Source organism: Mesorhizobium sp. L103C119B0 (assembly GCF_000502235.1).
In the GTDB taxonomy this organism is placed as follows: domain Bacteria; phylum Pseudomonadota; class Alphaproteobacteria; order Rhizobiales; family Rhizobiaceae; genus Mesorhizobium.
The window spans coordinates 137,984-162,332 of the sequence record NZ_AYXE01000011.1; the positions used below are offsets into that span (position 1 = coordinate 137,984).

The window sequence follows — 24,349 nt, forward strand, 5'->3', positions numbered from 1 at the left end:
GCGTTAAGCGATGACTCCCATGGCGCGATATGTATTCATCACAGGCGGCGTGGTTTCCTCACTTGGAAAAGGCATCGCTGCAGCGGCCCTTGGGGCTCTCTTGCAGGCGCGAGGCTATCGCGCACGCATCAAAAAGCTCGATCCCTATCTCAATGTCGATCCCGGAACGATGTCGCCTTACCAGCATGGCGAGGTTTTCGTCACCGATGACGGCGCCGAGACCGATCTCGATCTTGGCCATTACGAGCGCTTCACCGGCCGCTCGGCCAATCAGCAGGACAACATCACCACCGGCCGCATCTACAAGAACATCATCGAACGCGAACGGCGCGGCGACTATCTCGGCGCCACCGTGCAGGTCATTCCGCACGTCACCGACGAGATCAAGAATTTCGTGCTCGACGGCAATGACGACTATGATTTCGTGCTGTGCGAGATCGGCGGCACGGTCGGCGATATCGAGGCGATGCCGTTCCTCGAGGCGATCCGCCAGCTCGGCAACGATCTGCCGCGCAACAACGCCGTCTATGTCCACCTGACCTTGATGCCTTACATCCCGACGGCCGGCGAGTTGAAGACCAAGCCGACCCAGCATTCGGTCAAGGAACTGCGCGGCATCGGCATTGCGCCCGATATCCTGCTGGTCCGCGCCGACCGCGCCATCCCCAAGGAAGAGCGCAGAAAACTGTCGCTGTTCTGCAATGTGCGCGAGAGTGCCGTCATCCAGGCGCTCGACGTGCCCCACATCTATGACGTGCCGATGGCTTACCACAAGGAAGGGCTCGATTCGGAAGTGCTGGCCGCCTTCGGTATCGATCCGGCGCCGAAGCCGCGCATGGAGCGTTGGCAGGCCGTGTCCAACCGCATCCACAATCCGGAAGGCGAGGTGACGATCGCCATTGTCGGCAAATACACCGGCCTCAAGGATGCCTACAAATCGCTGATCGAGGCTTTGTCGCATGGCGGCATGGCCAACCGCGTCAAGGTCAAGCTCGACTGGATCGAGAGCGAGATTTTCGAGAAGGAAGACCCGACGCCGTGGCTGGAAAAGGTGCATGGCATCCTGGTGCCCGGCGGCTTCGGCGAGCGTGGCTCGGAAGGCAAGATCCTGGCGGCGAAATTCGCCCGCGAGCGCAAGGTGCCGTATTTCGGCATCTGCTTCGGCATGCAGATGGCCTGCATCGAGGCGGCGCGCTCGCTGGCCGGCGTCGAACACGCCTCGTCGACCGAATTCGGTCCGACGGACGAGCCGGTCGTCGGCCTGATGACCGAATGGCTGAAAGGCAACATGCTGGAGAAGCGCCGCGAAACGGGCGATCTCGGCGGCACCATGCGGCTTGGCGCCTATCAGGCCGAACTCGCCAAGGGTTCGAAGATCGCCGACATCTATGGCGACACCCAGATTTCCGAGCGCCATCGCCATCGCTACGAGGTCAACATCGACTACAAGGAGCGGCTTGAGGATTGCGGCTTGGTGTTTGCCGGCATGTCGCCCGACGGCGTGCTGCCGGAAACCGTCGAATATCCCGACCATCCCTGGTTTATCGGCGTCCAGTATCACCCGGAGCTGAAGAGCCGGCCGCTTGAGCCGCATCCGCTGTTCGCCAGCTTCATCTCGGCCGCGGTGGACCAGTCGCGGCTGGTCTAGGGCCACGGTGAGGTTTCGCAGCTGATGCAGACCTATGTTGCGCTGCTCTACAGCATCATCCTCGGCGAAGGCCGCCGGGTCGTCATGGCCGACCTCAAGGCGATGGCTGAACACCTTGGGCTGAAGAACCCGCGCACCCTGGTGGCGACCGGTAATCTGGTCTTCGAGACACGGGCGACTGGCATCGCCAAGCTGGAACAGCGGCTGGAAACGGCCTTCGAAAAAACCTTCGGCCGCAATGTCGTCATCATCGTGCGCACTGCCGAGGATTGGCTGAAACTTGCCGCCGGCAACCCATTCCCGGCCGACTCTGCCGAGGCAGGCGATCAGGTGGCCGTGCGGGTGATGCGCGAGCCAGCGCCAGCGGATGGTGTGGCCGCGCTCCAGGCCTATGCCGCTGAGGACGAGAAGGTGGCTTCGGTCGACGGTGACATCTGGGTCGTCTTTTCGCGCCAGCGGCCAAGCTCGCGGCTGCTCGCTGCCATGAACCACAAGCGCATGGGCATCGGCACCGCACGCAACTGGAACACGGTGCGGAGGTTGGCTGAGATGGTGGAGTAGGGAGTAGGGAGTAGGGGTATTATTCCCTACTGACTACTGACTACTGACTACTGACTACTGACTACTGACTACTGACTACTGACTACTCCCTATCCCTCAATTTCACGCCTTCGCCGTCCTGGCCCCTGCGCCAAGGGCGGCGGTGCGAAGGACGTAGTAGATGACCCCTGCAATGCCGACGCCGAAGAACCAGCCATAAACGCCCCACCATGCCGGTAGCAGGTTCGTGAAGTTCGGCAGGACCGAGGAGAAGATGGCGCCGATGCCGGCGGCTATGAAGGCGTTGATGTGCCAGCCGCCCTGGAAGCGGAACTCGCCATCTTCGCGGTACAGTGCCTCGACGTCGACCTCGCCCTTCCGGATCAGATAGTAGTCGACCATCATCACCCCGAAGATCGGCCCCATCGTCGCGCCGATGACGTTGACGAAAGATGCGGCACTGCCTTCCCACGGCGCGAAGGGATAGAGCACCAGCGCGATCACGGCTGCGATATAGCCGCCCTTCTTGAAGTCGATCTGCCGGGGAAAGACATTGGAGAAGTCGAAGGCCGGCGAGACGAAGTTTGCCACCACATTGATGCCGAGCGTCGCCACGGCAAAAGTCAGGGCTGCAAGCGCTGCCAGGAACCAGCTGTCGAATTTCGCCGAGATCTGGTCGGGATGCAGAAGCACTTCGCCATACACGTCGAAGGCAGCGATGGTGGTCACGCCGGCGACCAGCGAGAACAGGATGAGATTGATCGGCAGGCCCCAGATGTTGCCCTTGCGCAGCGATGCCTTGTCTGGGGCATAGCGGGCGAAATCGCAGAAATTGAGATAGAGCGCCGAGAAATAGGTGACCCAGATCGCCGCCACCGCAAACAGCGACGTCCAGGAGCCAGGGGTTCCGGGTACGCCGGCATCCTTTGTCTTGTCGAGCAGCACATCCATCGGGATGTCGCTGGTGAAGGCAAATCTCCCGGATTTTACACAGAGATAGATCGCCAGGATCAACATCATCACCCACACCGCCGGTCCGGCCCAATCCTGGAAGCGGCGCACCGTTTCCATGCCGTTCTGGATGATCAGCAATTGCAGTGCCCAGATGACCACAAAACAGATCACTTCCAGACCCGTATGGCCGAGGAAATGCGTGTTGGCGTTGAAATCGGCGAACCATTGCGAGCGGATCAGCAACGCCACGATCGCGCCCGATGCCGCCGCCGTCTGCGCGCCGTACCAGAAGCAGGCGACGATGGCGCGCACCAGGGCCGGAATGTTGGCGCCCCAGATGCCGAAGGACGCGCGCGCCAGCACGGGATAGGGCACGCCGGTCTTCACGCCGGCATAGCCGACCATGTTCATCAGCGCGTAGATGATCAGCGAACCGATGCCGATGGCGATGATGAAATTGACGAAGCCGCCGCAAAACAGGAACAGGCTTGCGGCGAGATAATAGCCCCAGAGGCTGTGGACGTCCGACGTCCAGACGTTGAAGATCGAGAACGGCCCCCAGTTTCGGACTTTGGCCGGAGCCAGATCCTCATTGTATAGATCAGGTGATGCGCCTTGTATGGTCACTGCGATGTCCTCCCCTTGATGCCGCACGCGCCCTCACGCGTCGACTGCGCAGGTTATGCCTGACGCAGGGGAACCGGCAAGCAATCCATTTGCCGGCTTTGGCCTTAAAGATATTCAATGAGAACAGCCCTTATCGATCGGCTTTTGGCGAAGGTCGGCGCAATCGCGGCGATCTTGATTCGATCTGCAGGCGGCAGGGATCAGGACGCTTTGCGGTTGAGGGCCGGTGATGCGTCGAAATTGGCGGCAAGCCAGGCTATCGCGCAGGTGACATCATCGAGCCTGTATTGGGCCACGGTCGGCCCACGCGGCTTGACCCGGATCGAGATGCCGTCGGCCTCGTTGATCGCCTCGAAACCGTTTTCGTCGGCGGTGTCGTCGCCGAGAAAGACCGGCCGCCGTCCGGCAAAGGGCGGGATTGCCATGAAACGCCGCACGGCAGCGCCCTTGGCCGCTTCGAGCGGCATGAGTTCGACGCCGGCATTGCCCGGGATAACCCGATAGCCCTTGGGAAGCTCGGTCAAAGCCTGTTCGACAAGATGCGTTGCCCTGGCCAGCAGATGCGGCGCCGCACGCGTATGGATGGCGAGGATCGGACCCTTGCGCTCGATATGAACAAGGCCGTCATCGAGTTCGGCCTCGATGGCGTCGGCAAGGGCAGCGATATCGGCGGGAGCATCCGCGGTAACGACCGGGCCGTCCGGCGTNCGGCCTCGATGGCGTCGGCAAGGGCAGCGATATCGGCGGGAGCATCCGCGGTAACGACCGGGCCGTCCGGCGTCAGCCGGTGTTCCAGCCCATAGAGACCGGCAACACGCAGCTTCAACGGATGAAACAGGCGGTCGGCGCCCTCGACCGAGCGGCCGGTGATAAAGGCGACGGCGCCGTCCAGCCGTTTGTCGACGGCGCCTAGGAGGTTGCGCAGTTCGTCGCTCACGGACACGGCGTCGGGGTGCGCGGCGTGCTCCAGCAACGTGCCGTCGATGTCGAGGAAAAGCGCCCATTGTCCTTCCGGCAGGTCGGGTGCGGCTGGCAGGCCCGGTGCTTTCGACAGGCTATTCATGACGCCACCTTCCGCATGCGGTCGAACAGCGAGACGATGTTGGTGTCGGTGTTTGCGGGCCGCTCGGCGACACTTGTCGCTCTTTCGAGGTCGCCGCGTTTGCGTAGGCGCGCCGCATCGAGCAGCATGCTGCCGGCCCAGCGAAAGACATTGTTGTCGCGCACTATTTCCCGCATCGGGCGCATGCGCTCGCGCTGTTCGTCCGGTGACATGGTCAGCGCCTGCAGCAGCACCTGGCTCATCATCGCCGCGTCGTAAGGATTGACGATCAGTGCTTCCAGCAGTTCGCGCGACGCGCCGGCAAATGTGCTGAGCAACAGCACGCCCTGTTCGTCGTCACGCGCGGCGACGAATTCCTTGGCTACGAGGTTCATGCCGTCATGCAGGCTGGTGACCATGCAGATGTCGGCGGCGCGATAGATCTCATAGACCTGTTGCTGCGAATGGTGCTCAGCCACCATGACCACGGGCTTGTAGCCGTCATGACCGTAGCGCTGGTTGAGTTCGTTGGCATAACGCAGGCATTCATCGTGCAATTGCTGGTAGGCCGGCAGCGTGCCGCGGCTTGGGGCAGCAATCTGCAGGAACACTACCTTGCCGATCCACTCGGGGTGGCGCGTAAACAATTCGTCCAGCGCATGGAAGCGGTCGAGGATGCCTTTGGTGTAGTCCAGGCGCTCGACGCCGACGCACAGCTTGACGTCCGCCGACAGGCCGAACCGCTCACGCAGGCGGGCGCGGCTTTCCTCGACCGGTGGCAGTTTGGCCAGGAGTTCGGCCGGCCATTCGATGGAGATGGGATAGGCGTGCACCAGGGTCGTCCGCCCGCCATACGAGATCGCGGCGTCGGCGCGCTCGATGCGGCTTTCCAGGAACCGGTCTACGCTTTCAGTGAAATTATTGGCATGAAACTGGGTGTGAAAGCCGATGATCGAGCTCCCGAGCAGTCCATCAAGAACGCGTTCGCGCCATGGGCAGATGCTGAACACTTCGGAGTTCGGCCACGGGATGTGCCAGAAGGTGATGATGATCGCCTCCGGCAGGCGCTCGCGGATCATGCGCGGCAGGAGCGCGAAATGGTAATCCTGAACCAGCACGATCGGCCGCTCATTGCGAGCCTCGGCAACCACCATATCGGCGAATTTGCGGTTGACGGCCTCATAGGCCTCCCAGTCCGAGGCACGGAAGACCGGCCGGGTGAAGGCGATATGGCAGAGCGGCCAAAGCCCTTCATTGGCAAAGCCGAGATAGTAGCCCTGATATTCGTCGTCGCTCAGCCACACGCGGCGCAGCGTATAGGACGGATTGTCCGGCGGCACCTGAACCCGATCGTTGCTATCGACCGTCAGACGATCCGCCGTTCCGCCGCCATAGGCGATCCAGGTGCCGCTGCAGGCGCGGGTGATAGGCTCAAGCGCCGACACCAGGCCGCTGGCCGGCACCAGAAGCTCGACGCCGTCGTCCTTGATGTTGTGGATATAGGGTTCTCGGTTCGAGACGACGATGACCTGCGCGTCCGGCAGGTCGTCGGCAAGTATCTTGCGCAAGGTGTCGGGCGACCAGTTCACCAGCGCCGCGTCGGGAGATTGTCCATTCTTCTCGAACTCCCGCAAAACCTTGCGCGTCGCTTCCGATGCGACGTCCTCGCCGGCAGTCGGTGCAACCGTCAAGCTATGGCTACGACGTTGCCTGGAGATCGATAACAGAACGGCTAGAATCGAAAGGCCAAGGCTTGCAAGGATCAAGACCCAGAGCAGGGCCATGCCATAATCGGTCATTCCAATTCCAACTCAATTTTGGCCGTCAGGGCCTTTTTCTTCATGGTTCCATTTGAGTGTTCGCAGCCGACGATCGCCCGTGAGAACCTGTGTTTTTTGCAACGCACAAACCCTGGGATCGGTTCCCGTTGAAAGCCGTTCCGATCATGTCCGCACGATCAGCGGAACCAGCCCTTCATGGCGGTCGGCGAGAAAGGCGACGACGCGGTCGCCGACACGCTGGAAGGTAAGATCGACCCTCTTTTCGCCGACACCCAGATGCCTGAGCGTCAGCGTATCGATGCCGATCGGCAAACGGGGTCGAGTGACGTGGATTTCGCCGTTCCAGCCGTCGATTTCCAGACCGAGGCACGCCTGCATCAGCATGAAGGCCGAGCCTGCCGACCAGGCTTGCGGCAGGCAGGCGACGGGGTAGGCGATCGGTGCTTCACCCGGCGAGCGGGTAAAGCCGCAGAACAGTTCCGGCAGCCGCATGTTGAAATGCACGGCGGATTCGAACGTGCCGCTCATCAGCCGCACCACGCTGTCACGCTCGCCGAACCGCGCCAGGCCGGCGCCGCACATCGCCGTGTCATGCGGCCAGATGGAACCATTGTGGTACGACATCGGGTTGAACAGCACAGCATCGTCGGAAAGCGTTCGCACCCCCCAGCCGGAGTGGAAGGAAGCCGAAAGCAACTGGTCGGCGACCATCTTAGCCCGCGCCGGTTCGGGCAGGCCGACATAGAGCAGGTGTCCGGCATTCGACGTGCGCACCTTGCACGGCTCTCCGGCGCCGTCGATCGCCAGCGCATAGAAGCCGAGATCGTCCAGCCAGAAATCACGCTCGACGGCGATCCGCATCTCTTCGGCGCGATTTTCCCAGTGCTCGGCCTGCGCGAACTCGCCCCGGCGGCGGGCGAGAGCGGCAAGGCCCCTGAAGGCTGCGAAGACATAACCCTGCACTTCGACCAGCGCGATCGGCCCCTTGGGAATGCGCCCGTCGGCGTGGAAGACGGAGTCGAAGCTGTCCTTCCAGCCTTGGTTCGCAAGGCCGGATTCGGCGGCGCGCTGATAGGTGACGAAGCCGGTTGCGCGGCTCGCCTCTTCCGTCCACTTGGCGGCGGCGCAGAGAGATGGCCACAGGCTGGCGATGAAGTCCATGTCGCCGGTGCGCTCGGCATAGGCGCAAGCGAGGTGGATGTAGAGCGGCGTGGTATCGACGCCGCCATAGTAGCGGCCGAAGGGTAGCTCCTGCAGCGCCACCATCTCGCCCTTGCGCGTCTCGTGCATGATCTTGCCGGGCTGCGAGTCGCTGAAAGGCGATGTCTCGGTCGCCTGGTGCTGGGCGAGGAAGGCAAGCACGCCGCGCGCCAGGCCGGGGTTGAGCCATAGCATCTGCAGCGCCGAGATGACGCCGTCACGGCCGAAGGCCGTCGAAAACCAGGGGATGCCGGCATAGGGGTAAGGGCCGGTCGACAGCTCGGTGGTCAGCAAGGCGACATCGGCGCGAGCGCGTTCGACCCAATCGTTGAAGACGCGGCCCGAACTGTGCACCGTCGCTCCATGGCGGCGCTTGGCCCGCATGCCGAAACGGGCGCGCGCCGCGGCCGCCCGGAAGCGGTCGCGGTCGGGCGTTTCGGTCAGTTCCGCGCCGACCTCGACGTAAAGCATCTTGCTGCTGCGCTTGGTCACTGCGATGAGGAAATCCGCGCGCTCGGCGCTCAGCTGGTCCGGCGGCTGCGAGAACGTGATCGCAGACACCCGCGCCAGCCCGTCCAGTCCGTCATAGCGCAGCAGCACCGAGGCAGGCTCGATCTCCGCTGCATGCGCCATTCCGCGCTTCGGCCGGGTCGAACCGCGCACCTCGAACATGTCGCGGAAATCGACGGCAAAATGCAGCGAGACGCGGATTGCCGAATGCTCCTGGCTGTAGTTGGAAAGGGTGATGCGCTCGAACAGCCGGTCCTGCCACAACAGCCTGACGCGCTCGATATGGATGGCGCCCTGGGGGATGTCGCGGCCACCGACGCTTTGCATCGGCAAATTGGTCATATTGCTGGTGAACAGCACATTGTCCTGGCTGAGCGAGGCGCCGAGCAGAGATGTCTGTCGGCCGCCGACGGTGAGCCTGAACTCCGACAGCACCCGGGTGTCGTCACGGAAGAAACCGTCGCCCGCACCCCTGATATCGCCGTAGGCATCGGCCACGGCAAAACAGTCGCCTTGCTTCAGGGCAAACAGCCGGTGCGGCTCGCGCGGCGCGGTTTCGTCCAGGGAGGCAAGGGCCACGGCAGGGTCGAGCTTGCGCTCGTCAAGTTCGGTCATCAGTCACAAATCTCTGTTTCGGGCTCGGAACGTCCGCCGTCGTTCACGACGCTTTCGATTCAGCCGGGGCGCCGATGAGACGCGCATAGGCAGTGAGATAGTCGCGCGCCATCCTGTTGGCGGAGAACCGACTTTCGAAGACGGCGCGCACCTTTCGCCGGTCGAGTTGCAGCAAGGCCGGCACCGCGGCGACCGCGGCGTCGAGAGAATCGACGACAAATCCGGTAACGCCATGGTCGATGACTTCCGGCAACGCACCGCAGTTCCAGCCGATGGTTGGCGTACCGCACGCCATCGCCTCGATCGCGGCAAGGCCGAACGGCTCGGGCCAGTCTATCGGAAACAGCAGACCAGCGGCATTGCCGAGGAATTCAGTCTTCTCACTCTCGGCGATCTCGCCGACATAGTCGATGCGGTCGCCATCGATCAACGGCTCGATCGTCTCATGGAAATAGGCGCGATCATCGTCGCCGATCTTGGCCGCCAGCTTGAGCTTCATGCCCGAGCGCAAGGCGATGTCGATGGCCCGGTCCGGCCGCTTGTCGCGCGAAAGCCGGCCGAGAAAGGCAAGGTATGGTTCGCCCGCCGCCGTCTCGAAGGTCGGCTGATAGAGACCCGTCGGCAGCCCGTGATGGATGGTGGCCAGCCAATTGGCATTCGCAAGCCCGGTCTTCTGGCTATGCGAGATCGAGATCAGCGGAAAGCGCGGAAAACGCTCATAGGCTGGCGCCAGATCGACATAATCGAGCCGGCCATGAGGCGTCGTCACCGTCTTGTCCGGCATGGTCTCGAAGAACGAGAAATGCAGGAAATGGCTGAGATGAAAATGAATGATATCAAAGTCGTGGGCTCGGTTCCTCACATCGGCAAGCATCGCAAGATGCGCCGCCGTGTCCGATTTCAGCGGGCGCGGATCGAGGCGTAGCGCGCGTTCGCGACCTGGTATCAGTCTGGCCGACGTCCGGCTGTCGCCGCTGGCGAACAGCGTCACCTCATGGCCGAGTTCGACCAGCCCTTCGGTCAGATAGGAAACGATGCGCTCGGTGCCGCCATAGAGAAGGGGTGGCACCGATTCGTGCAAAGGGGCGACATGGGCTATGCGCATGGTTTGAACGTGTCCCTCAAGGCAATCACGAGAGCGAAATGCATCAGCCGGCCTAACGTTCCGGACAAAAGCGGGCGTCGGCAACCCAAGCCCACCAGCGCAGATTTTTTTGCAATAAGCGGAACAAACGCGCCATCCGCGAATTTAGTAGGGTTGGTTCGCGCTGCGGCCGACCAGGGAGAGAACAAAATGGACCGCTTGCATTTCTTTACGCCCGTGCGCATTGCGCGCGGGCAGGGACACCCCGTCGAGGAAGTCGATAGCGTTGCCGAAGCGATGGTCTTTTTGCAGAAATGGCCATTGGGACGGCGTGGGCCTGTGTATCAGTGCGCCGTGAATTGCTGCTCCGCGGCCCTGTCGGGCAGAATGTCGGCCGAAGCAGCCAGGAAGGCGTTTACGGGCTTTGCCCGCATCACCCGGCTGCTCGATGATGACATGGCCCTGCCGATGGGCGGCGAAAGCATGGCGGAAGTCCACGCGCTGAGGCGCTAGGCGCCGGTCCAGCCATTTGGCTATTGAACACCCGGGCTTTGGCGGCGCGGGCATCATCTTTTTCGCACCGGAGTATTCCGGCGCGGCCCTTCACCTCATGGGCCACACTGTGCTTTCATGCGGCGTTTCGCATGACCGGTGGGTGACGACCATCGACGGGCGGTCCGAACGTGGAGGGGTAGACAATGCCGAAACTGATCCTGGGAACACTCGGCGCTATCGTCATCGCCCTCATCTGGGCGGTCTTTGCCAGTTTGATGGGCGCGCCATCGATCGTGATCACGGTCGGCGCGGTCGCCATTGGGGCCGGCGTCTACACCTACGTCGACCGACGCTCGACTTGACGCGTCCCCGGTCTGCCGCGCGCTCGACCAATTGCACGCCGGTGTTTGACGCGCGCGGCAGCCGCGGCGGGCATTCTTCAAAGATGAGCTTGCTGGCCGCATAGAGAGCCAAGGCGCAGACAGGGCGCCACACGTCGGACCGGGCTCCGCGAGAACTTGGGAGAGATCGTCAAAGATCTTTCAATCCGGCCAATGTAGATCGAAACGGCGAATCTGTGGATTTCCGGTGGAACATCGTCGCCTTGAAACACTTCGGGCGTTGCACTGCCCCATCAGTGCACGTTCCCTTGTTCTGTTGGAACTGGCCGGCTGCCGAAAGGTGGCCGGCTTTTTTGTATATTAGCGGAACCTGAAATTACGGGGCTTGTTCTGGATGCGGCAGCGAGCCCCTCGCTGCTGGTCGAGGGCCGTAACCCTTGGCCGGGCCCGCATCGCTCCGCCAGTGGTGCGGGCCCACGGCCTCCGGTTTTTCCGGGCGTCTGGACTCGCCGATCCTTACCCTGGTCCGGCTAATGCATGTCACTCAAAAAATGGCTCGGTTGTGAGACAACGACATGCACACGCGGCGCGCTTTAGCACAATCATTCACAAAGCCGTGGGTTCAACTGTTGCTACCCTTCTTGGCTGGATTGTGCGAATGATGACTGTCCTTTTCACCACCACCCCCTGAAACTCGGCTTTTGGATCGACGGTCTTCATCCGCCGGGGGTTTGTTGACCTGCAGGGGTTTTCTGGCGTTCTCGTGCGATGCGCCTGGCCCGCCCTGCCGGATCGTGTTCGGGTGTTTCTTCGATGTGGACATGATCACCGATCCTGCTGACGGCCCTGATGAGTGGTGTTGACCTTGGTGTTGGCTTGCTGCCCGTGGCGCTCCGGATCCGGCGCTCCGTGAGTGCCGTGCTGGGCATCATCGTGGCTAATCTGTCGCCCTTCTCCTCGACCCTTCTGGCTCTGGTTCTCAGGCGGCACGGGCGGCATTTTGCTCGACATCTGCATCTCCTTGGGTTGGTCTCGTGACTCCAAACCGTGATCGTGGGGGGAAGTTCCGTCTGCTTCATCAGCACCTGTGCTTTTCGGTGCCGACGGTGACTCCCAACAGCGGCCCGCGTTGCTGGTCGAGGACAGGCAATCTCTGGGCGGGCCGCGTCGCCCGCCAGTGGTGCGGGCCTGCAATATAAATCCTAAGCTAGTTTATTGCGAGCTTCCGGCGACTTGCGTAGCGGGCCACAGTGGCTTTCAGGAGAGCAGCGTGTTGTATCCGGTCGATTTGGAGCGACCGAAATACAGTGCTTGACCACGTTGCTGACATGATCGGTGACGAGCGCGGTGTCGCGCCTGGATCGCGGCAGCAGCCTCTGGTCCGATCTGCCCGCAGCTGGTGGCAGCTAAAACGACGTCAAAAGACCTAAGTCTCTTTGATCGCCCTCGCTGCTCGCACGAGCGATGACCAGTCAGCTCCCATGGCTGCGACAAGGTCTCGAGCATCTTCGTCTGATATTCCGGTACGGTCTACGAGCTTCCGTGCCAGCAATTCGAATGCCAATTCTATGATCGTCATAGCTCAGCCCTTACGAGAGTGCCCGTGATGATAGCTTGCAAATGGGTCTTCCGCATTTGCACATGTTAAGCGACCATCACGAATGTCTCATGTACCGCAGAATGTCTGCAGGACGCGCTCATCCGGGCGTGGCGGCTCAGCAAAGCGTTCCATTCCCGGCTGCTCATCGAAGGGACGGCTGACGACCGCCAGGATCTCCTCGAACGGTCTGAAGTCGCCGCCCAACGCCGCCTGGATCATCGCCTCGATGCGATGATTGCGGGGGATGAATTTGGGATTGACCGATTGCATGGCAGAACGGCGCGTGGCCGTGTCGGCTGCTTCGCTTGCAATGCGCTGGCGCCACCGCGCCGACCAGGCATCGAATGAGCCTGGATCCTTAAACAACTGCCGCGCCGTGCCTTGGCCGTCCGCAGCGTCGAGGTCATCGCCCAGGCGCCGAAAGCCGAGCGTAAAGTCCGCTTCGCCGTGAGCCAGCACGTCCAGAAAGTCGGCAGCGAGCTGCAAGTCGCCTTCCGCTTCGGTCAGCAGTCCGAGTTTTGTGCGGAAGCCGCGCTGCAACACAGCCTCATAGGAGGCCTGGAACGACCTCAGCACCTCTTCCGCTTCAGACACTGCTTCATTCTCGTCCGTGCTCATGAGCGGCAGCAGGGTCTCGGCAAAGCGCGCAAGGTTCCATGTGGCGACACGAGGCTGGTTGGCATAGGCATAGCGACCGGCGCGGTCTATCGAACTGAACACCGCGCTGGGGTCGTAAGCGTCCATGAAGGCGCATGGGCCATAGTCGATCGTCTCGCCCGAGATCGACATGTTGTCGGTGTTCATGACGCCATGGATGAAGCCGACCAGCATCCAGCGCGCCACCAGGTCCGCCTGTGCGGCGACAACGGCCTCCAGCAAAGCCCGGTACGGCCGTGCTTCCCCCGCCAGCTGTGGGAAGTGACGCTGAATGGCATAGTCGGCCAGTATCTTGAGCGCCTCGGTGTCGTGGCGCGCGGCGAAATATTGGAACGTGCCGATCCTGATATGGCTTGCCGCCACCCGTGTCAGGACGGCGCCGGGCAGCCGGACCTCGCGATAGACCGGGTCGCCGGTGAGCACCGCCGCAAGGCTTCGCGTCGTCGGAATGCCGAGCGCCGCCATCGCTTCGCTGACGACATATTCGCGCAGGACAGGGCCGAGTGCGGCGCGGCCGTCGCCGTTGCGCGAGAACCGCGTTGGTCCGGATCCCTTCAGCTGGATGTCACGGCGAATGCCGTTGACGTCCACCACTTCGCCAAGCAGCAGAGCGCGCCCGTCGCCGAGCTGAGGCACGAAGCTTCCGAACTGGTGGCCCGCATAAGCCAGGGCGATTGCCTGCAAGCCTTCCGGAAATTTGTTGCCGGCCAGCATCGCCACTCCATCCGGGCTGGTAAGCAGGTCGGCATCGAGCCCGAGTTCCTCGGCGAGGGGCCGGTTGAACCGGATCAGCCGCGGTTCGGATACCGGCTTCGGATGTGTTTGCGCGAAGAAGCGCTCCGGCAGTTGCGCATAGCTGTTGCTCAGGGCAGGAAGCCCCATCTGAATGACCGGGGTTTGTTCAGCAGTCGCAGGTGACGTCATGACGAGCTGTCTCTGAAGAGGAGGGGTTCAACAGATCCCGTTTCGAGGAGCCTGTGTTCATTTGTTCATATAGGGACGCAACGTCGTTGGTGCCATCCGGATCGGCACGGGATACAAGCTGGGAACCACCCGCCTCGATTATCGAGGTTCGGGCTGCCGTGGGACGCCGGGCCGTGGCGGAATCCAGAGCTGACCCCCGCATCGCCACTGTCTCCGAACTGAGCACCCGGCAATCTAGTCAGTGCGGGCGGGCAATGCCGGGGCAGGGTCTGCCTTGGGTGGCAGCGGCTCTCTCGGGACCGCTCCCGGCGACGATGTTGAACCCGGTTCGACTCGTTCCTCGGCGATGAGCCGGGCGCCACGCTCGTAGGTCAGGTAGCGCCAGAGCCACTGGATCGAGACCTGAACGCGGTGCTGAAAACCGACGAGCAGGTAGACATGGATGAGCGCCCAGGCAGACCAGGCGAACCAGCCTTTCAGTTTCAGCCTGCCCGATTCGAACACGGCAGCGTGGCGGCCGACGATGGCCGTGTTGCCTCGATTGCTGAAGACAAAAGCGGGCAGCGTGTCGCCAGCATCTATCCGGCGTGCCAGTGCCTTGCCGAGGTGCTCGCCCTGCTGCTTGGCGACCTGGGCAAGACCCGGCAATGGCTGGCCGTTCCCATCGACGACCAGTGCGACGTCGCCAAGCGCGAAGACATCGGGATGGCCGACGACCTGCAGGTCGGATTCGACCTTCACCCGACCGCCGCGGTCGAGCCCGACACCAAGCTGGGCGGCCAGCGGAGAAGCCGCCACCCCGGCGGCCCAGAGCGTCAAGGCGACCGGGATGACCTGGCCGCCGACGGTGATCTGATGCGCTTCGATCGCCTCGACCCGGTTGCCGAGCGCGACCTCGACGCCCAGGCTTTCAAGGCGCAGACGCGCATATCTGGAAAGCTCCGGGGCGAATCCGGCGAGCAGACGCTCGCCGGCTTCTACAAGTATGATCCTTGTCTTCTCGGGCCGGATGTTGCGGAAGTCGCGCGCCAGTGTGTGCCGGCTGAGTTCGGCGATCGAGCCCGCCAGTTCGACACCGGTCGGGCCGCCGCCGATAATGGCGATCGTCATCAGCCGGGATTGCTCGACTGGATCGGTAGTCCGTTCCGCGTGCTCGAACGATAGCAGCAGCCGTGACCGGATCGTGCGCGCGTCCTCGATGGTCTTCAAGCCGGGACAAACCCGAGCCCAGCTCTCCTGGCCAAAATAGAATGGCTGCGAACCGGTGGCCAAGACCAGGATGTCGTAGGGGACCGTGGTCCCATCGGCCAGCACCAGTATCCTGGCCTCGGTGCCGATCTCGGTGACATCGCCGAAGAGGACCTGAACCGAGGGATAGCGGCCCAGGATCTTGCGGATGGGCTCGGCGATATCAGGCGCCGACAAGGCGGCGGTTGCAACCTGATAGAGCAAGGGCTGGAACAGGTGGTGATTGTGGCGGTCGATGATCGTCACCCCGATTTCCGCCTTGCCGAGCGCCTTGGCAACCTCCAGACCGGCAAAGCCTCCGCCGACCACGACGATGCGCGGTGTCAGGCTCCGGCCGTGGCTGCTCTCGGTGGCGAATTGCATGCTTGATACTCCCCTATCCCTGTCCGGAAGTCATAGCCTGGCAGGAGTGCCTCGCTGCTGGCTGGAGCTACTGCTCACTCCGGCGGCATCGGTCCAGGCAAGGCATCCGGCAATGACAGGCGTCGTGCTGACCACAAGGGCGCCGCGCGCGTGAAGGGCTACCAACCCGCGCCATGAGACGCGGTCGACCGCCCAGATGGTGCCGCTGGCGTCGACCCATTTGAGATGGGCGTCGGCGACTTCAACGGCCCGCATCATCGCCGCCGGTTCCATCCCGGCCCGAAAGACGATGATGGAATTGGCGGCGCCGTTGAAGAACGGGCCGGCGCCGGCTGCCAGTCCCGCAAGCAGGACGATGCTGGTCAGCGCTGCCGAAGCACCGCGTGCCGGTCCGCCGCGGTTGGGCAGCACCAGCACCAACACAAGCGGCACGATGCCGAAGATGACCAGCCACGCAATATCCCAGGCGAGCGGCAAGTCGCTGTTCATCTTGATCCGGTGCAGACCCAGCAGCCAGTGAAACACGACGGCATCGACGACATGCCAGACGCCGAACCCGGCGAAGGCGAGCCGCAGGATCTCCGTGGTGGTCCCGGGCCGCGCGCCGGCCGCCCTCGCGGCCACCAGCAGCACCGTGCCGGCGACGGCGAGCACATACATGAAAAGATGGAAGAGGCCGTCGGCCATGATCTGGAAGCGCAGGTCGGAACCCACCGGATCGGCGACGCCCGAGAGAAGATGATGCCATTGCAGGATCTGATGCAGGACGATGCCGTCGAAGAAACCGCCGAGCGCGAAGCCGAGCAGCAGCCAGCCGGCTCGCTTTCTCGGGTCNATTGCAGGATCTGATGCAGGACGATGCCGTCGAAGAAACCGCCGAGCGCGAAGCCGAGCAGCAGCCAGCCGGCTCGCTTTCTCGGGTCGAGTGTCGCGGTGATCGCGTCCATGTCAGGACCACCGGCTCCAGGCCGGGGCGTTCAGTTGCCTGGGCACCGACATGTCCGGCGGCGTGGGGTCATGGAGACCATGACGCGCCTCGAGCCAGAAGGCGGCTATCAGCCCACCAACCACCGTCGTCAGAACCAGGGTCGCAGCAATTATCGCCAGCATGGACGTCGATCCTCAGCCGCGCAGGGTCGGCCGCGCGGAACCTAACAGCGGCTTCCGTGGAATGTTCCTGGCTGTCGGTTCGGTGGAGGGAACAATCAAGTTCCAGCACGGTTCGATGCTGGCGACGGACGGCTCAAGCGGAGAAGGTCATGAACGAATATACGGCGGCAGATCCGGACGGTCTCGACAGCCACCAGCCGAGCGGCATCACCCGATGGCTGTTTTCGACCAACCACAAGGACATCGGCACACTCTATCTGGTCTTCGCTTTCATCGCGGGGGTGATCGGCATGCTCTTGTCGGTGAGCATGCGAATCGAGCTGCAGCAACCCGGGATCCAGTTTTTCCCCGGACTGGCGTCGATGATCTACGGTTACCAGGGCGACGCGGCGATCGACGCCGGCAAGCAGCTTTACAACGTCTTCACCACGGCCCACGCGCTGATCATGATCTTCTACACTGTGATGCCCGCCCTGATCGGCGGCTTCGCCAACTGGATGGTTCCGATCATGATCGGCGCCCCCGACATGGCCTTCCCGCGCATGAACAACATCTCGTTCTGGCTGCTGCCGCCGGCATTGATGTTGCTTTTATTGTCGATCTTCATGCCCAGCGTCCCCGGCGGCTATGGCCCTGGGACCGGCTGGTTCCTGTACCCGCCGCTGTCGACCTCCGGCCATCCCGGTCCCGCCGTGGATCTGGTCATACTGTCTCTGCACATTGCGGGCGCCTCCTCGATCCTGGGAGCCATCAACTTCATCACCACCATCTTCAACATGCGCGCGCCGGGGATGACCCTGCACAAGATGCCCCTGTTTGTGTGGTCGATCCTCATCACCGCCTTCCTGCTGCTGCTGGCTCTGCCGGTGCTGGCCGGCGCCATCACCATGCTCCTGACCGATCGCAATTTCGGAACCACGTTCTTCGCGCCGGACGGCGGAGGCGACCCGCTGCTGTACCAGCATCTCTTCTGGTTCTTCGGCCACCCGGAAGTCTACATCATGATCCTGCCGGCGTTCGGCATCGTCAGCCAGGTGATCTCGACCTTCTCGCGAAAGCCGATCTTCGGGTATCTCGGGATGGTCTACGCAATCGTGGCGATCGGGGTGATCGGCTTCGTCGTCTGGGCCCACCATATGTACACCAGCGGGATAGGCCTCGACACGCAGCGCTACTTCACCTTCGCCACGATGGTGATCGCAGTGCCGACCGGGATAAAAGTGTTCTCCTGGATTGCAACCATGTGGGGCGGTTCGGTCAGCCTGCGGACGCCGATGCTCTGGGCCCTCGGCTTCATATTCCTGTTCACCGTGGGCGGGGTGACGGGCGTTCAACTCGCAAATGCCGGCCTCGACCGTGAACTGCACGACACATACTTCGTCGTCGCGCATTTCCACTACATACTTTCACTGGGAGCGATCTTCGGCATCTTCGCGGGCTGGTATTACTGGTTTCCGAAAATGACGGGATATCTCTACAACCCGCTTCTGGCTGGGGTCCATTTCTGGACGACCTTCGTCGGCGTGAACCTCGTCTTCTTCCCCCATCACTTCCTTGGATTGGCTGGCATGCCGCGTCGCTATGTCGACTATCCCGACGCATTCGCCGGCTGGAACATGGTGTCCTCGTATGGATCGTACCTGTCGGCCGCGAGTGTCGTGATTTTCCTCTTCGGCATCTTGGAAGCTTTCTACCGGCAAAGAGCCGCCGGCATGAACCCATGGGGGCCAGGAGCTACCACATTGGAGTGGGAGCTGACCTCTCCACCCCATTTCCATCAATGGGACAGGCTGCCGCAAATCAGATGAGGCCGGGTTGTCGAACTCCTTTGCGCAAGCCAGCCCGGTTCGCCGCTGAGGCGAACTTCAGCCTGCCGGTGGCAGACGCTGGCTGCAGCTGAGAACCGGATCGCTATCTGAAGCTGATTAACAGCACAGCGAACAAGCTTGCGAGCGCGACTGCCCAGCAGAATAACCAATTGGCGATCAGAAGAAGCGATTTGAGCACGGTGGCATGGCAGTAATCTTCGATGATCGATTGCATTCCAAGCCGCATGTGAACGCAGCTTACGAGAATGAAGCCAATAAGGGCTGGCGCGACATAGATCGATCCTACGACGCTGATGACGGCGTCTCGAGGCTCACCGACCAGCATTATAACGACCGCGACGATGTAAATGACAAGGATCAACAGGGCAGCAGATGTCAGCCGCTCCAGCATGAACGTTTCGGTTCCGTGTTTCGCCGATCCAAGGCCCCGCACTCGAGCTAGCGGAGTTCTGATTGAGGGTCTGTCAGCCATGGCGTTTCCCCAAAATTACTTGGTTGCCTTGCGCGCAACTCAAGCTGTTGCTGTTTCGATGCCCGGGCCGTCGGTGCCGACGGATAGTGGGCAAGCACGGTCTCCAGTCGAGCAAGGCGGGCTTTGTGGGCGTTCAGTTCGTATCCTGAACGCCATCCAATTTGCCTGGGTCTGCCATCTCTGCATAACTCGCTTTCAAGCAGCGAGATACGAAGGCGAACCGCGTCGATCTCCTTGACAAGCGCGGCCTTCACCGATTTTCGACTCTGCATGGCTGTAGTTCCGGTGCGAGGATGGTTCCAAACCTGACGCGTCTGGAAATGTTCCCGGGTGCCGAAGGCGTGCTGAAGATTAATGCCTTCGGTGCTGGACCCGCACAATGGGTCGCCATGAGTTAAAGCCGGGCACTAGCTCAACGGCCGCGGCGTGTCCGGCGAATGCTTGTGAAGAGGAGCGAATGCCTGGCCCGCCTCGTCCCGAGAGATAAGTAGCCCTCAGAACAGCGACCGTACGTGGCCGAGATGACCAGAGGGTGTTCTTGGGCCAACATATGTTAACGGCCACTTTTGTTTCTCTCTCCTGCAAAAATATTTGGGCTGAAAGGCCGGGAACTAACCGATCCTCCGGATGTTGCGGAGTTAGTCAGGAGAAACGGACTATGTCGGACAAAGAAATTCATCGGGGCGCCTCGCGTTTTCGCCCTATCCGCGTCGTGGACGCCCGCGTGTTTCGCGGGCCGCACCTCTATAGCATGACGCCAATGGTCCAGATTCGGATCGACCTCGGAGCACTTGAGGCGTTCCCGACAGACAAACTGCCTGGGTTTTCCGAACAAATCGTCCGACTGTTGCCCGGCCTTGCGGGCCATGGCTGTAGCTATGGCGCCGCCGGCGGCTTCGTCCGCCGCATGCAGGAAGGAACCTGGCTCGGCCACGTCGTCGAGCATGTCGCCCTGGAACTGCAGAGCATGCTCGGTCACCGGGTGACACGAGGAAAGACACGGTCGGTCAAAGGCAGTCCCGGCACTTATAACGTCATGTTCGCCTACAAGGATGAGCTTGTCGGGCTGCTCGCCGGACGCGTCGCGCTCGAACTGGTGGACAGCCTGCTGCCGGCCAATCTGCATGGTGTCGAGGGGCTCGGCGACATTGCGGAAACGCAGGGGCCATTCGAGTTCGCAGCCAGGCTGCAGCAGCTCAAGCGTCTGGCCGCCGAGCGTGCCTTGGGGCCTACGACTGCTTCCTTGGTGCGCGAGGCCGAGAGGCGAGGCATACCCGCGGCGCGGATTGACGACAGCAGCCTCGTGCTGTTTGGTCACGGAAAGCATCAGAAGCGCATCCGCGCCAGTTGCAGCGACCTCACTTCCGAGATTGCGACCGAGATCGCCTCGGACAAGGACCTGACCAAATTCCTGCTGCAACAGGCCGGGCTACCGGTGCCACGCGGGGAACTGGTGCGATCGGCGCAGGACGCGGTCGCGGCAGCCGCACGGCTGGGCTACCCCGTGGTCACCAAACCACTCGATGGCAATCATGGAAGCGGCGTCAACATCGGTCTGGCAACAGAAGACGAGGTCCGCTGGGGCTTCGAACAGGCGCGAGAACACAGCCGCAGCGTTATCGTCGAGCAGCATTTCGTCGGCTCGGACCACAGGATCCTGGTGATCGGTGGAAAGGTCGTGGCGCTTGCCGAGAGGGTTCCGGCCCATGTGGTCGGCGATGGCCGGAGTTCTGTCGCCGAGCTCGTCGAGGAGACGAACCGCGACCCGCGAAGGGGAGAGGGCCATTCCTCGGTATTGACCCGCATCGAGATCGACGAATGTGTCGAGCATTTCCTGTCAAAATCGCAGCTCACCCTGGCGAGCGTTCCAGCGCCGGGTCAAATGGTGCTCTTGCGGCCCACCGCCAATCTCTCCACCGGTGGGACCGCGATTGACCGAACGGAAGAAATCCATCCCGAAAACGCGCTGATCGCCAGGCGGGCGGCACAGATCGTCGGCCTCGACATTGCCGGGATCGACTTCGTCTGTCCCGACATCTCACGGCCGGTGAGCGAAACCGGCGGCGGCATCATAGAGGTGAATGCCGGTCCTGGTTTCCGCATGCATCTCGAACCCTCGTCGGGGCGCGCCCGCAACGTCGCACGGCCCGTGCTCGATCTTCTCTTCAAAGGCGGCAAGGACGGCCGGATTCCGATCTTCGCGATCACGGGCACCAACGGCAAGTCGACCACTGCCCGGATGCTGGCGCACATCCTGCAGGCGAATGGGGCAACCGTCGGGCTCACCTCGACCACCGGCGTCTACTTGAACGGCGAGCGGATCATGACAGGCGATTGCTCAGGCCCGCAGAGCGCCAGGATCGTGCTGCGCGAGCCGGGTGTCGATGTCGCGGTGCTGGAATGTGCGCGCGGCGGCATCCTGCGCGAAGGGCTTGCCTTCGATGCATGCGATGTTGGCGCGGTTCTGAACGTCCACGGCGACCATCTCGGGCTGAGGGGCATCGACACGATCGAGGACCTGGCGGAGGTGAAATCGGTCGTGGTCGAGTCCGTCCGCCGCGGCGGATGGAGCATTCTTAATGCCGACGACGTCCACACGTCCGCAATGTCGCGAGATGCCGGCGGCAGGATCTGCTACTTCTCGCTGGCGAGCAGGAGCGAGTGGCCCGGTTTCTTGCGCAACCACCTGGCGGAAGGCGGCCGCGCCGTGACGCGGGAGCCCAGCAGCGACGGCTGGGACATTTTCATCCACGAGGATGGGGAGTCGATGTTCCTGATGAGCGTCGACGAAATTCCCGCGACCTTCGAGGGTTCGGCCGAATTCAACGTTGCCAACAGCCTGGCAGCCGTCGCCATGGCGCATTGCCACGATGTTCCGGCGGCAACGATCCGGGCGGCGCTGGCCGAGTTTGGCACCTCGTTCGAGCAATCTCCCGGTCGCCTCAACGTCTTCGACGGGCATGGTTTCCGCACGATCGTCGACTATGCGCACAATCCGGAAGGGCTGAAGGCGCTCGGAAAGCTCGTTTCCCACATGAGGCGCGGCTATCAGCGCACGATCGGCTTGGTCGCCATACCCGGTGACCGCCGCGATTGTGATATACGCGAGATGGGCGCGATCGCTTCGCGGATATTCGACGTCATCGTCTTCAAGGAGGATGAGCAGGAGCTGCGCGGCCGAGCCCCCGGAGCGATCGCCGGCTTGCTGCGGGAAGGTGCCTTGAACGCCGGCTGCGCCCCAGGCCGCATTCACGCCGTCTGTCCCGAGAAGGAGGCCGTCGACGTGTGTCTCAGGCTTGCACGGGAAAACGACCTTGTCGTGCTGACCGTCGACGACGTTGAAGCCGTGTGGCGGCAGGTAACCGGCTTCGGAGGCGCGACGCCTTCGAGGGGAGGGCCCGATCAGACCCATATTCGCCATCTGAGGGCTGGCTGATGTGGTCGCTGATCCTGCACGGCGGCGCCAAGGAGATCGATCCGCAAGAGGAGGAGGCGCATCGCAACGGATGCATCGAGGCGCTCGAGGCAGGTCGGGCCGTCCTGGCCGGCGGCGGAACGGCGGTCGATGCCGTGGAAGCTGCCAGTCGCGTCCTCGAGGCCGACCCGACATTCAATGCGGGATATGGAAGTGCCCTCAATTCGGACGGCGAGGTCGAGATGTGCGCTGGCCTGATGGAGGGCAGGGACTTCAATGTGGGTGCCGTCGCAGTGATCAAGGGCGTGCGCCATCCAATCAGTGTCGCGAAGGCCATGCTGCATGAGGAGCCGATCCTGCTGGCGTCGGAGGGGGCCCGGCGTTTCGCCGCCGACAAGCAGCTGGAGCTTTGCGATCCGGCGGATTTGATCACGCCGCAGCAGCGCGACGCCTCCAGCAAGTCGGAGGCGAAGGATACGATCGGTGTGGTTGCCCTGGATCAATACGGCGACATCGCCGTCGGCACTTCGACCGGCGGACTGGACGGCAGTGCTCCGGGTCGTGTGGGGGATTCTCCGCAACCCGGCTGCGGCTACTATGCCGACAACCGGTTGGGAGCCGTCGCCTTCTCGGGAGACGGTGAGCATATCGCGCGAAAGGCTCTCGCGGCCCGTGTCATGCAGGCACTCTCGGCGCGGCAGGCATTGTCCTCGGGACAGGCTGAAGGCGGCCTGGAGCAGGTGCTGAATCCCGCGCTCAAGGAAGTCGAGGCGATCGGCGGCGAAGCCGGAGCCATCGTGCTTACCGCGACCGGCGTGTCTGGATGGGCGCATAACAGCAGGGAGTTCGCAGTCGCTTTCATGACCAGCGAGGACAACCACCCGCACGTTTTCCTGCGCAAGAAAGACGTGGGCAAATGACCGACAAGAAGAAAAAGCGATCCTCGAACGGTAAAGCCGGAACGCTCGTCATCATCGGCGGCCACGAGGACCATGATGGCGATCGTGTCATCTTGAAGGAGGTAGCGAGCCTGGTTCCGAATGGCCGCCTGGTGCTTGCCACCATCGCGTCTCATGAGCCGGATGGCTATCTCGAGAAGTATCAGAGGTCCTTCGGTGAGCTGGGCATCAAGGATGTCATCGAGCTCTACGTCAACGACCGCCTCGAGGCAGCTCATGAAAAGAAAATAAGTGCGCTTGCAGACGTGAGCGCGGTGTTCTTCTCCGGCGGCGACCAGCTCCGCATCACCAGCCAGATCGGCGACACGCCCATCGACGAGCGGGTGCACGAAATCTATGAAGCCGGAGGCGTCATTGCCGGCACCTCCGCGGGCGCGTCGGTCATGAGCGACACAATGATGGTGAAGGGGCCGAACGCAGCGTCCTTTCGGATCGGCCACATTCGCATGGCGCCGGGACTGGGCCTGCTGCCGAACGTCATTATCGACCAGCACTTTGCGGAACGTGGCCGCATTGGGCGGCTCATCGGGGCGGTGTCGCAGAACCCGCGCGTCCTCGGCATCGGCATTGATGAAGACACCGCGATCGTGGTGAAGGGCGAGATGTTCAAGGTCATTGGCAGCGGCGCTGTCTATCTGGTCGATGCAGCCGGCGTGACCCATTCCAACATCGCGGAAGGTGAGCCTGACGCCGCCCTTTCGATTCATGATCTGAGGGTTCACGTGCTGAGCTCAGGCGATGCGTTCGATCTCGCGCTGCGACGGCCGGTGGGGCTTCCGTAAGACTTCGCCAAACTCAAGCTGATGGTGTGGCGCGGTCCGCGTACCGCGAAAACCGCATATATGAAGCAGTTCTCCTATTTGAAGTCGCCCAACCAGGATTGTCGCGTTGTGGCAGGCCCGGCAGCATTACAGACGGCCTCTCGTCGGCTCGAA

18 protein-coding genes and 2 pseudogenes are annotated in these 24,349 nt (G+C 62.4%); 8 read left to right on the plus strand and 12 right to left on the minus strand.

Annotated features, from left to right (window positions below):
• The first annotated feature begins 19 nt into the window (after positions 1-19).
• Both X728_RS147450 and X728_RS147445 read left to right on the plus strand, forming a co-directional pair.
• Positions 20-1,648: a CTP synthase gene (locus tag X728_RS147450; protein WP_023832094.1), complete on the plus strand. Its 1,629-nt coding sequence runs from the start codon at positions 20-22 to the stop codon at positions 1,646-1,648.
• Positions 1,649-1,672: 24 nt separating this feature from the next.
• Positions 1,673-2,209, plus strand: a complete 537-nt coding sequence (locus X728_RS147445) for a DUF1697 domain-containing protein (protein WP_023832095.1) — start codon at positions 1,673-1,675, stop codon at positions 2,207-2,209.
• Between the two features lie 102 nt (positions 2,210-2,311).
• On the opposite strand, the gene X728_RS147440 is transcribed toward X728_RS147445, so the two are convergent.
• From X728_RS147440 to X728_RS147425, 5 genes and pseudogenes are all read right to left on the minus strand, one after another.
• Entirely contained in the window at positions 2,312-3,769 is a 1,458-nt protein-coding gene (locus X728_RS147440) for an NCS1 family nucleobase:cation symporter-1 (protein WP_023693457.1), read from the minus strand.
• 200 nt (positions 3,770-3,969) lie between these two features.
• A pseudogene (otsB, locus tag X728_RS1000000167890) lies at positions 3,970-4,832 on the minus strand (trehalose-phosphatase).
• Positions 4,829-6,610, minus strand: a complete 1,782-nt coding sequence (locus X728_RS147435; RefSeq protein ID WP_023682445.1) for a trehalose-6-phosphate synthase — start codon at positions 6,608-6,610, stop codon at positions 4,829-4,831. The pseudogene otsB and the gene X728_RS147435 overlap by 4 nt, the downstream one beginning before the upstream one ends.
• Positions 6,611-6,754: 144 nt before the next feature.
• The gene (locus tag X728_RS147430) at positions 6,755-8,917 is read right to left on the minus strand and encodes an amylo-alpha-1,6-glucosidase (RefSeq protein ID WP_023832096.1); all 2,163 of its coding nucleotides are present in this window, start codon (positions 8,915-8,917) and stop codon (positions 6,755-6,757) included.
• 43 nt (positions 8,918-8,960) lie between these two features.
• Positions 8,961-10,022, minus strand: coding sequence for a glycosyltransferase family 4 protein (locus tag X728_RS147425; RefSeq protein ID WP_023672687.1), 1,062 nt, complete (start codon positions 10,020-10,022; stop codon positions 8,961-8,963).
• Positions 10,023-10,211: 189 nt separating this feature from the next.
• Between X728_RS147425 and X728_RS147420 the strand changes: the two genes are divergently transcribed.
• The gene (locus tag X728_RS147420) at positions 10,212-10,514 is read left to right on the plus strand and encodes a DUF982 domain-containing protein (protein WP_023688551.1); all 303 of its coding nucleotides are present in this window, start codon (positions 10,212-10,214) and stop codon (positions 10,512-10,514) included.
• Positions 10,515-10,699: 185 nt separating this feature from the next.
• Positions 10,700-10,858, plus strand: a complete 159-nt coding sequence (locus X728_RS1000000170395) for a hypothetical protein (protein ID WP_023696179.1) — start codon at positions 10,700-10,702, stop codon at positions 10,856-10,858.
• Positions 10,859-11,459: 601 nt separating this feature from the next.
• On the opposite strand, the gene X728_RS1000000171640 is transcribed toward X728_RS1000000170395, so the two are convergent.
• The 6 genes and pseudogenes from X728_RS1000000171640 to X728_RS1000000170400 form a co-directional block, all read right to left on the minus strand.
• Entirely contained in the window at positions 11,460-11,660 is a 201-nt protein-coding gene (locus tag X728_RS1000000171640) for a hypothetical protein (protein WP_081725396.1), read from the minus strand.
• A gap of 2 nt (positions 11,661-11,662) precedes the next feature.
• Entirely contained in the window at positions 11,663-11,848 is a 186-nt protein-coding gene (locus X728_RS147415) for a hypothetical protein (RefSeq protein ID WP_023832097.1), read from the minus strand.
• 655 nt (positions 11,849-12,503) lie between these two features.
• On the minus strand, positions 12,504-13,976 hold the full coding sequence (locus X728_RS147410) for a protein adenylyltransferase SelO (protein ID WP_023832098.1): 1,473 nt from the start codon (positions 13,974-13,976) through the stop codon (positions 12,504-12,506).
• A 276-nt stretch (positions 13,977-14,252) separates the two neighbouring features.
• On the minus strand, positions 14,253-15,629 hold the full coding sequence (locus tag X728_RS147405; RefSeq protein WP_023832099.1) for an NAD(P)/FAD-dependent oxidoreductase: 1,377 nt from the start codon (positions 15,627-15,629) through the stop codon (positions 14,253-14,255).
• A 30-nt stretch (positions 15,630-15,659) separates the two neighbouring features.
• Entirely contained in the window at positions 15,660-16,466 is an 807-nt protein-coding gene (locus tag X728_RS147400) for a DUF2243 domain-containing protein (RefSeq protein WP_031195656.1), read from the minus strand.
• Between the two features lie 26 nt (positions 16,467-16,492).
• Positions 16,493-16,576, minus strand: a pseudogene (locus tag X728_RS1000000170400) (DUF2243 domain-containing protein); the annotation flags it as partial.
• Positions 16,577-16,888: 312 nt separating this feature from the next.
• Here X728_RS1000000170400 and ctaD point away from each other — a divergent pair.
• Positions 16,889-18,547, plus strand: coding sequence for a cytochrome c oxidase subunit I (gene ctaD / locus X728_RS147395; protein WP_023832103.1), 1,659 nt, complete (start codon positions 16,889-16,891; stop codon positions 18,545-18,547).
• 103 nt (positions 18,548-18,650) lie between these two features.
• Here the strand turns inward: ctaD and sdhD are convergent, their stop codons facing one another.
• Entirely contained in the window at positions 18,651-19,040 is a 390-nt protein-coding gene (sdhD, locus tag X728_RS147390; RefSeq protein WP_031195657.1) for a succinate dehydrogenase, hydrophobic membrane anchor protein, read from the minus strand.
• A 658-nt stretch (positions 19,041-19,698) separates the two neighbouring features.
• Here sdhD and cphA point away from each other — a divergent pair.
• The 3 genes from cphA to X728_RS147375 are packed head-to-tail and all read left to right on the plus strand — an operon-like array spanning position 19,699 to position 24,196.
• Positions 19,699-22,476 (plus strand): cyanophycin synthetase, encoded by a 2,778-nt coding sequence (gene cphA, locus X728_RS147385; RefSeq protein ID WP_050589928.1) that lies wholly within the window; start codon positions 19,699-19,701, stop codon positions 22,474-22,476.
• Positions 22,476-23,375, plus strand: a complete 900-nt coding sequence (locus X728_RS147380) for an isoaspartyl peptidase/L-asparaginase family protein (protein WP_023832106.1) — start codon at positions 22,476-22,478, stop codon at positions 23,373-23,375. The genes cphA and X728_RS147380 overlap by 1 nt, the downstream gene beginning before the upstream one ends.
• Positions 23,372-24,196, plus strand: coding sequence for a cyanophycinase (locus X728_RS147375; protein WP_023710470.1), 825 nt, complete (start codon positions 23,372-23,374; stop codon positions 24,194-24,196). The genes X728_RS147380 and X728_RS147375 overlap by 4 nt, the downstream gene beginning before the upstream one ends.
• The last annotated feature ends 153 nt before the right edge of the window (positions 24,197-24,349 follow it).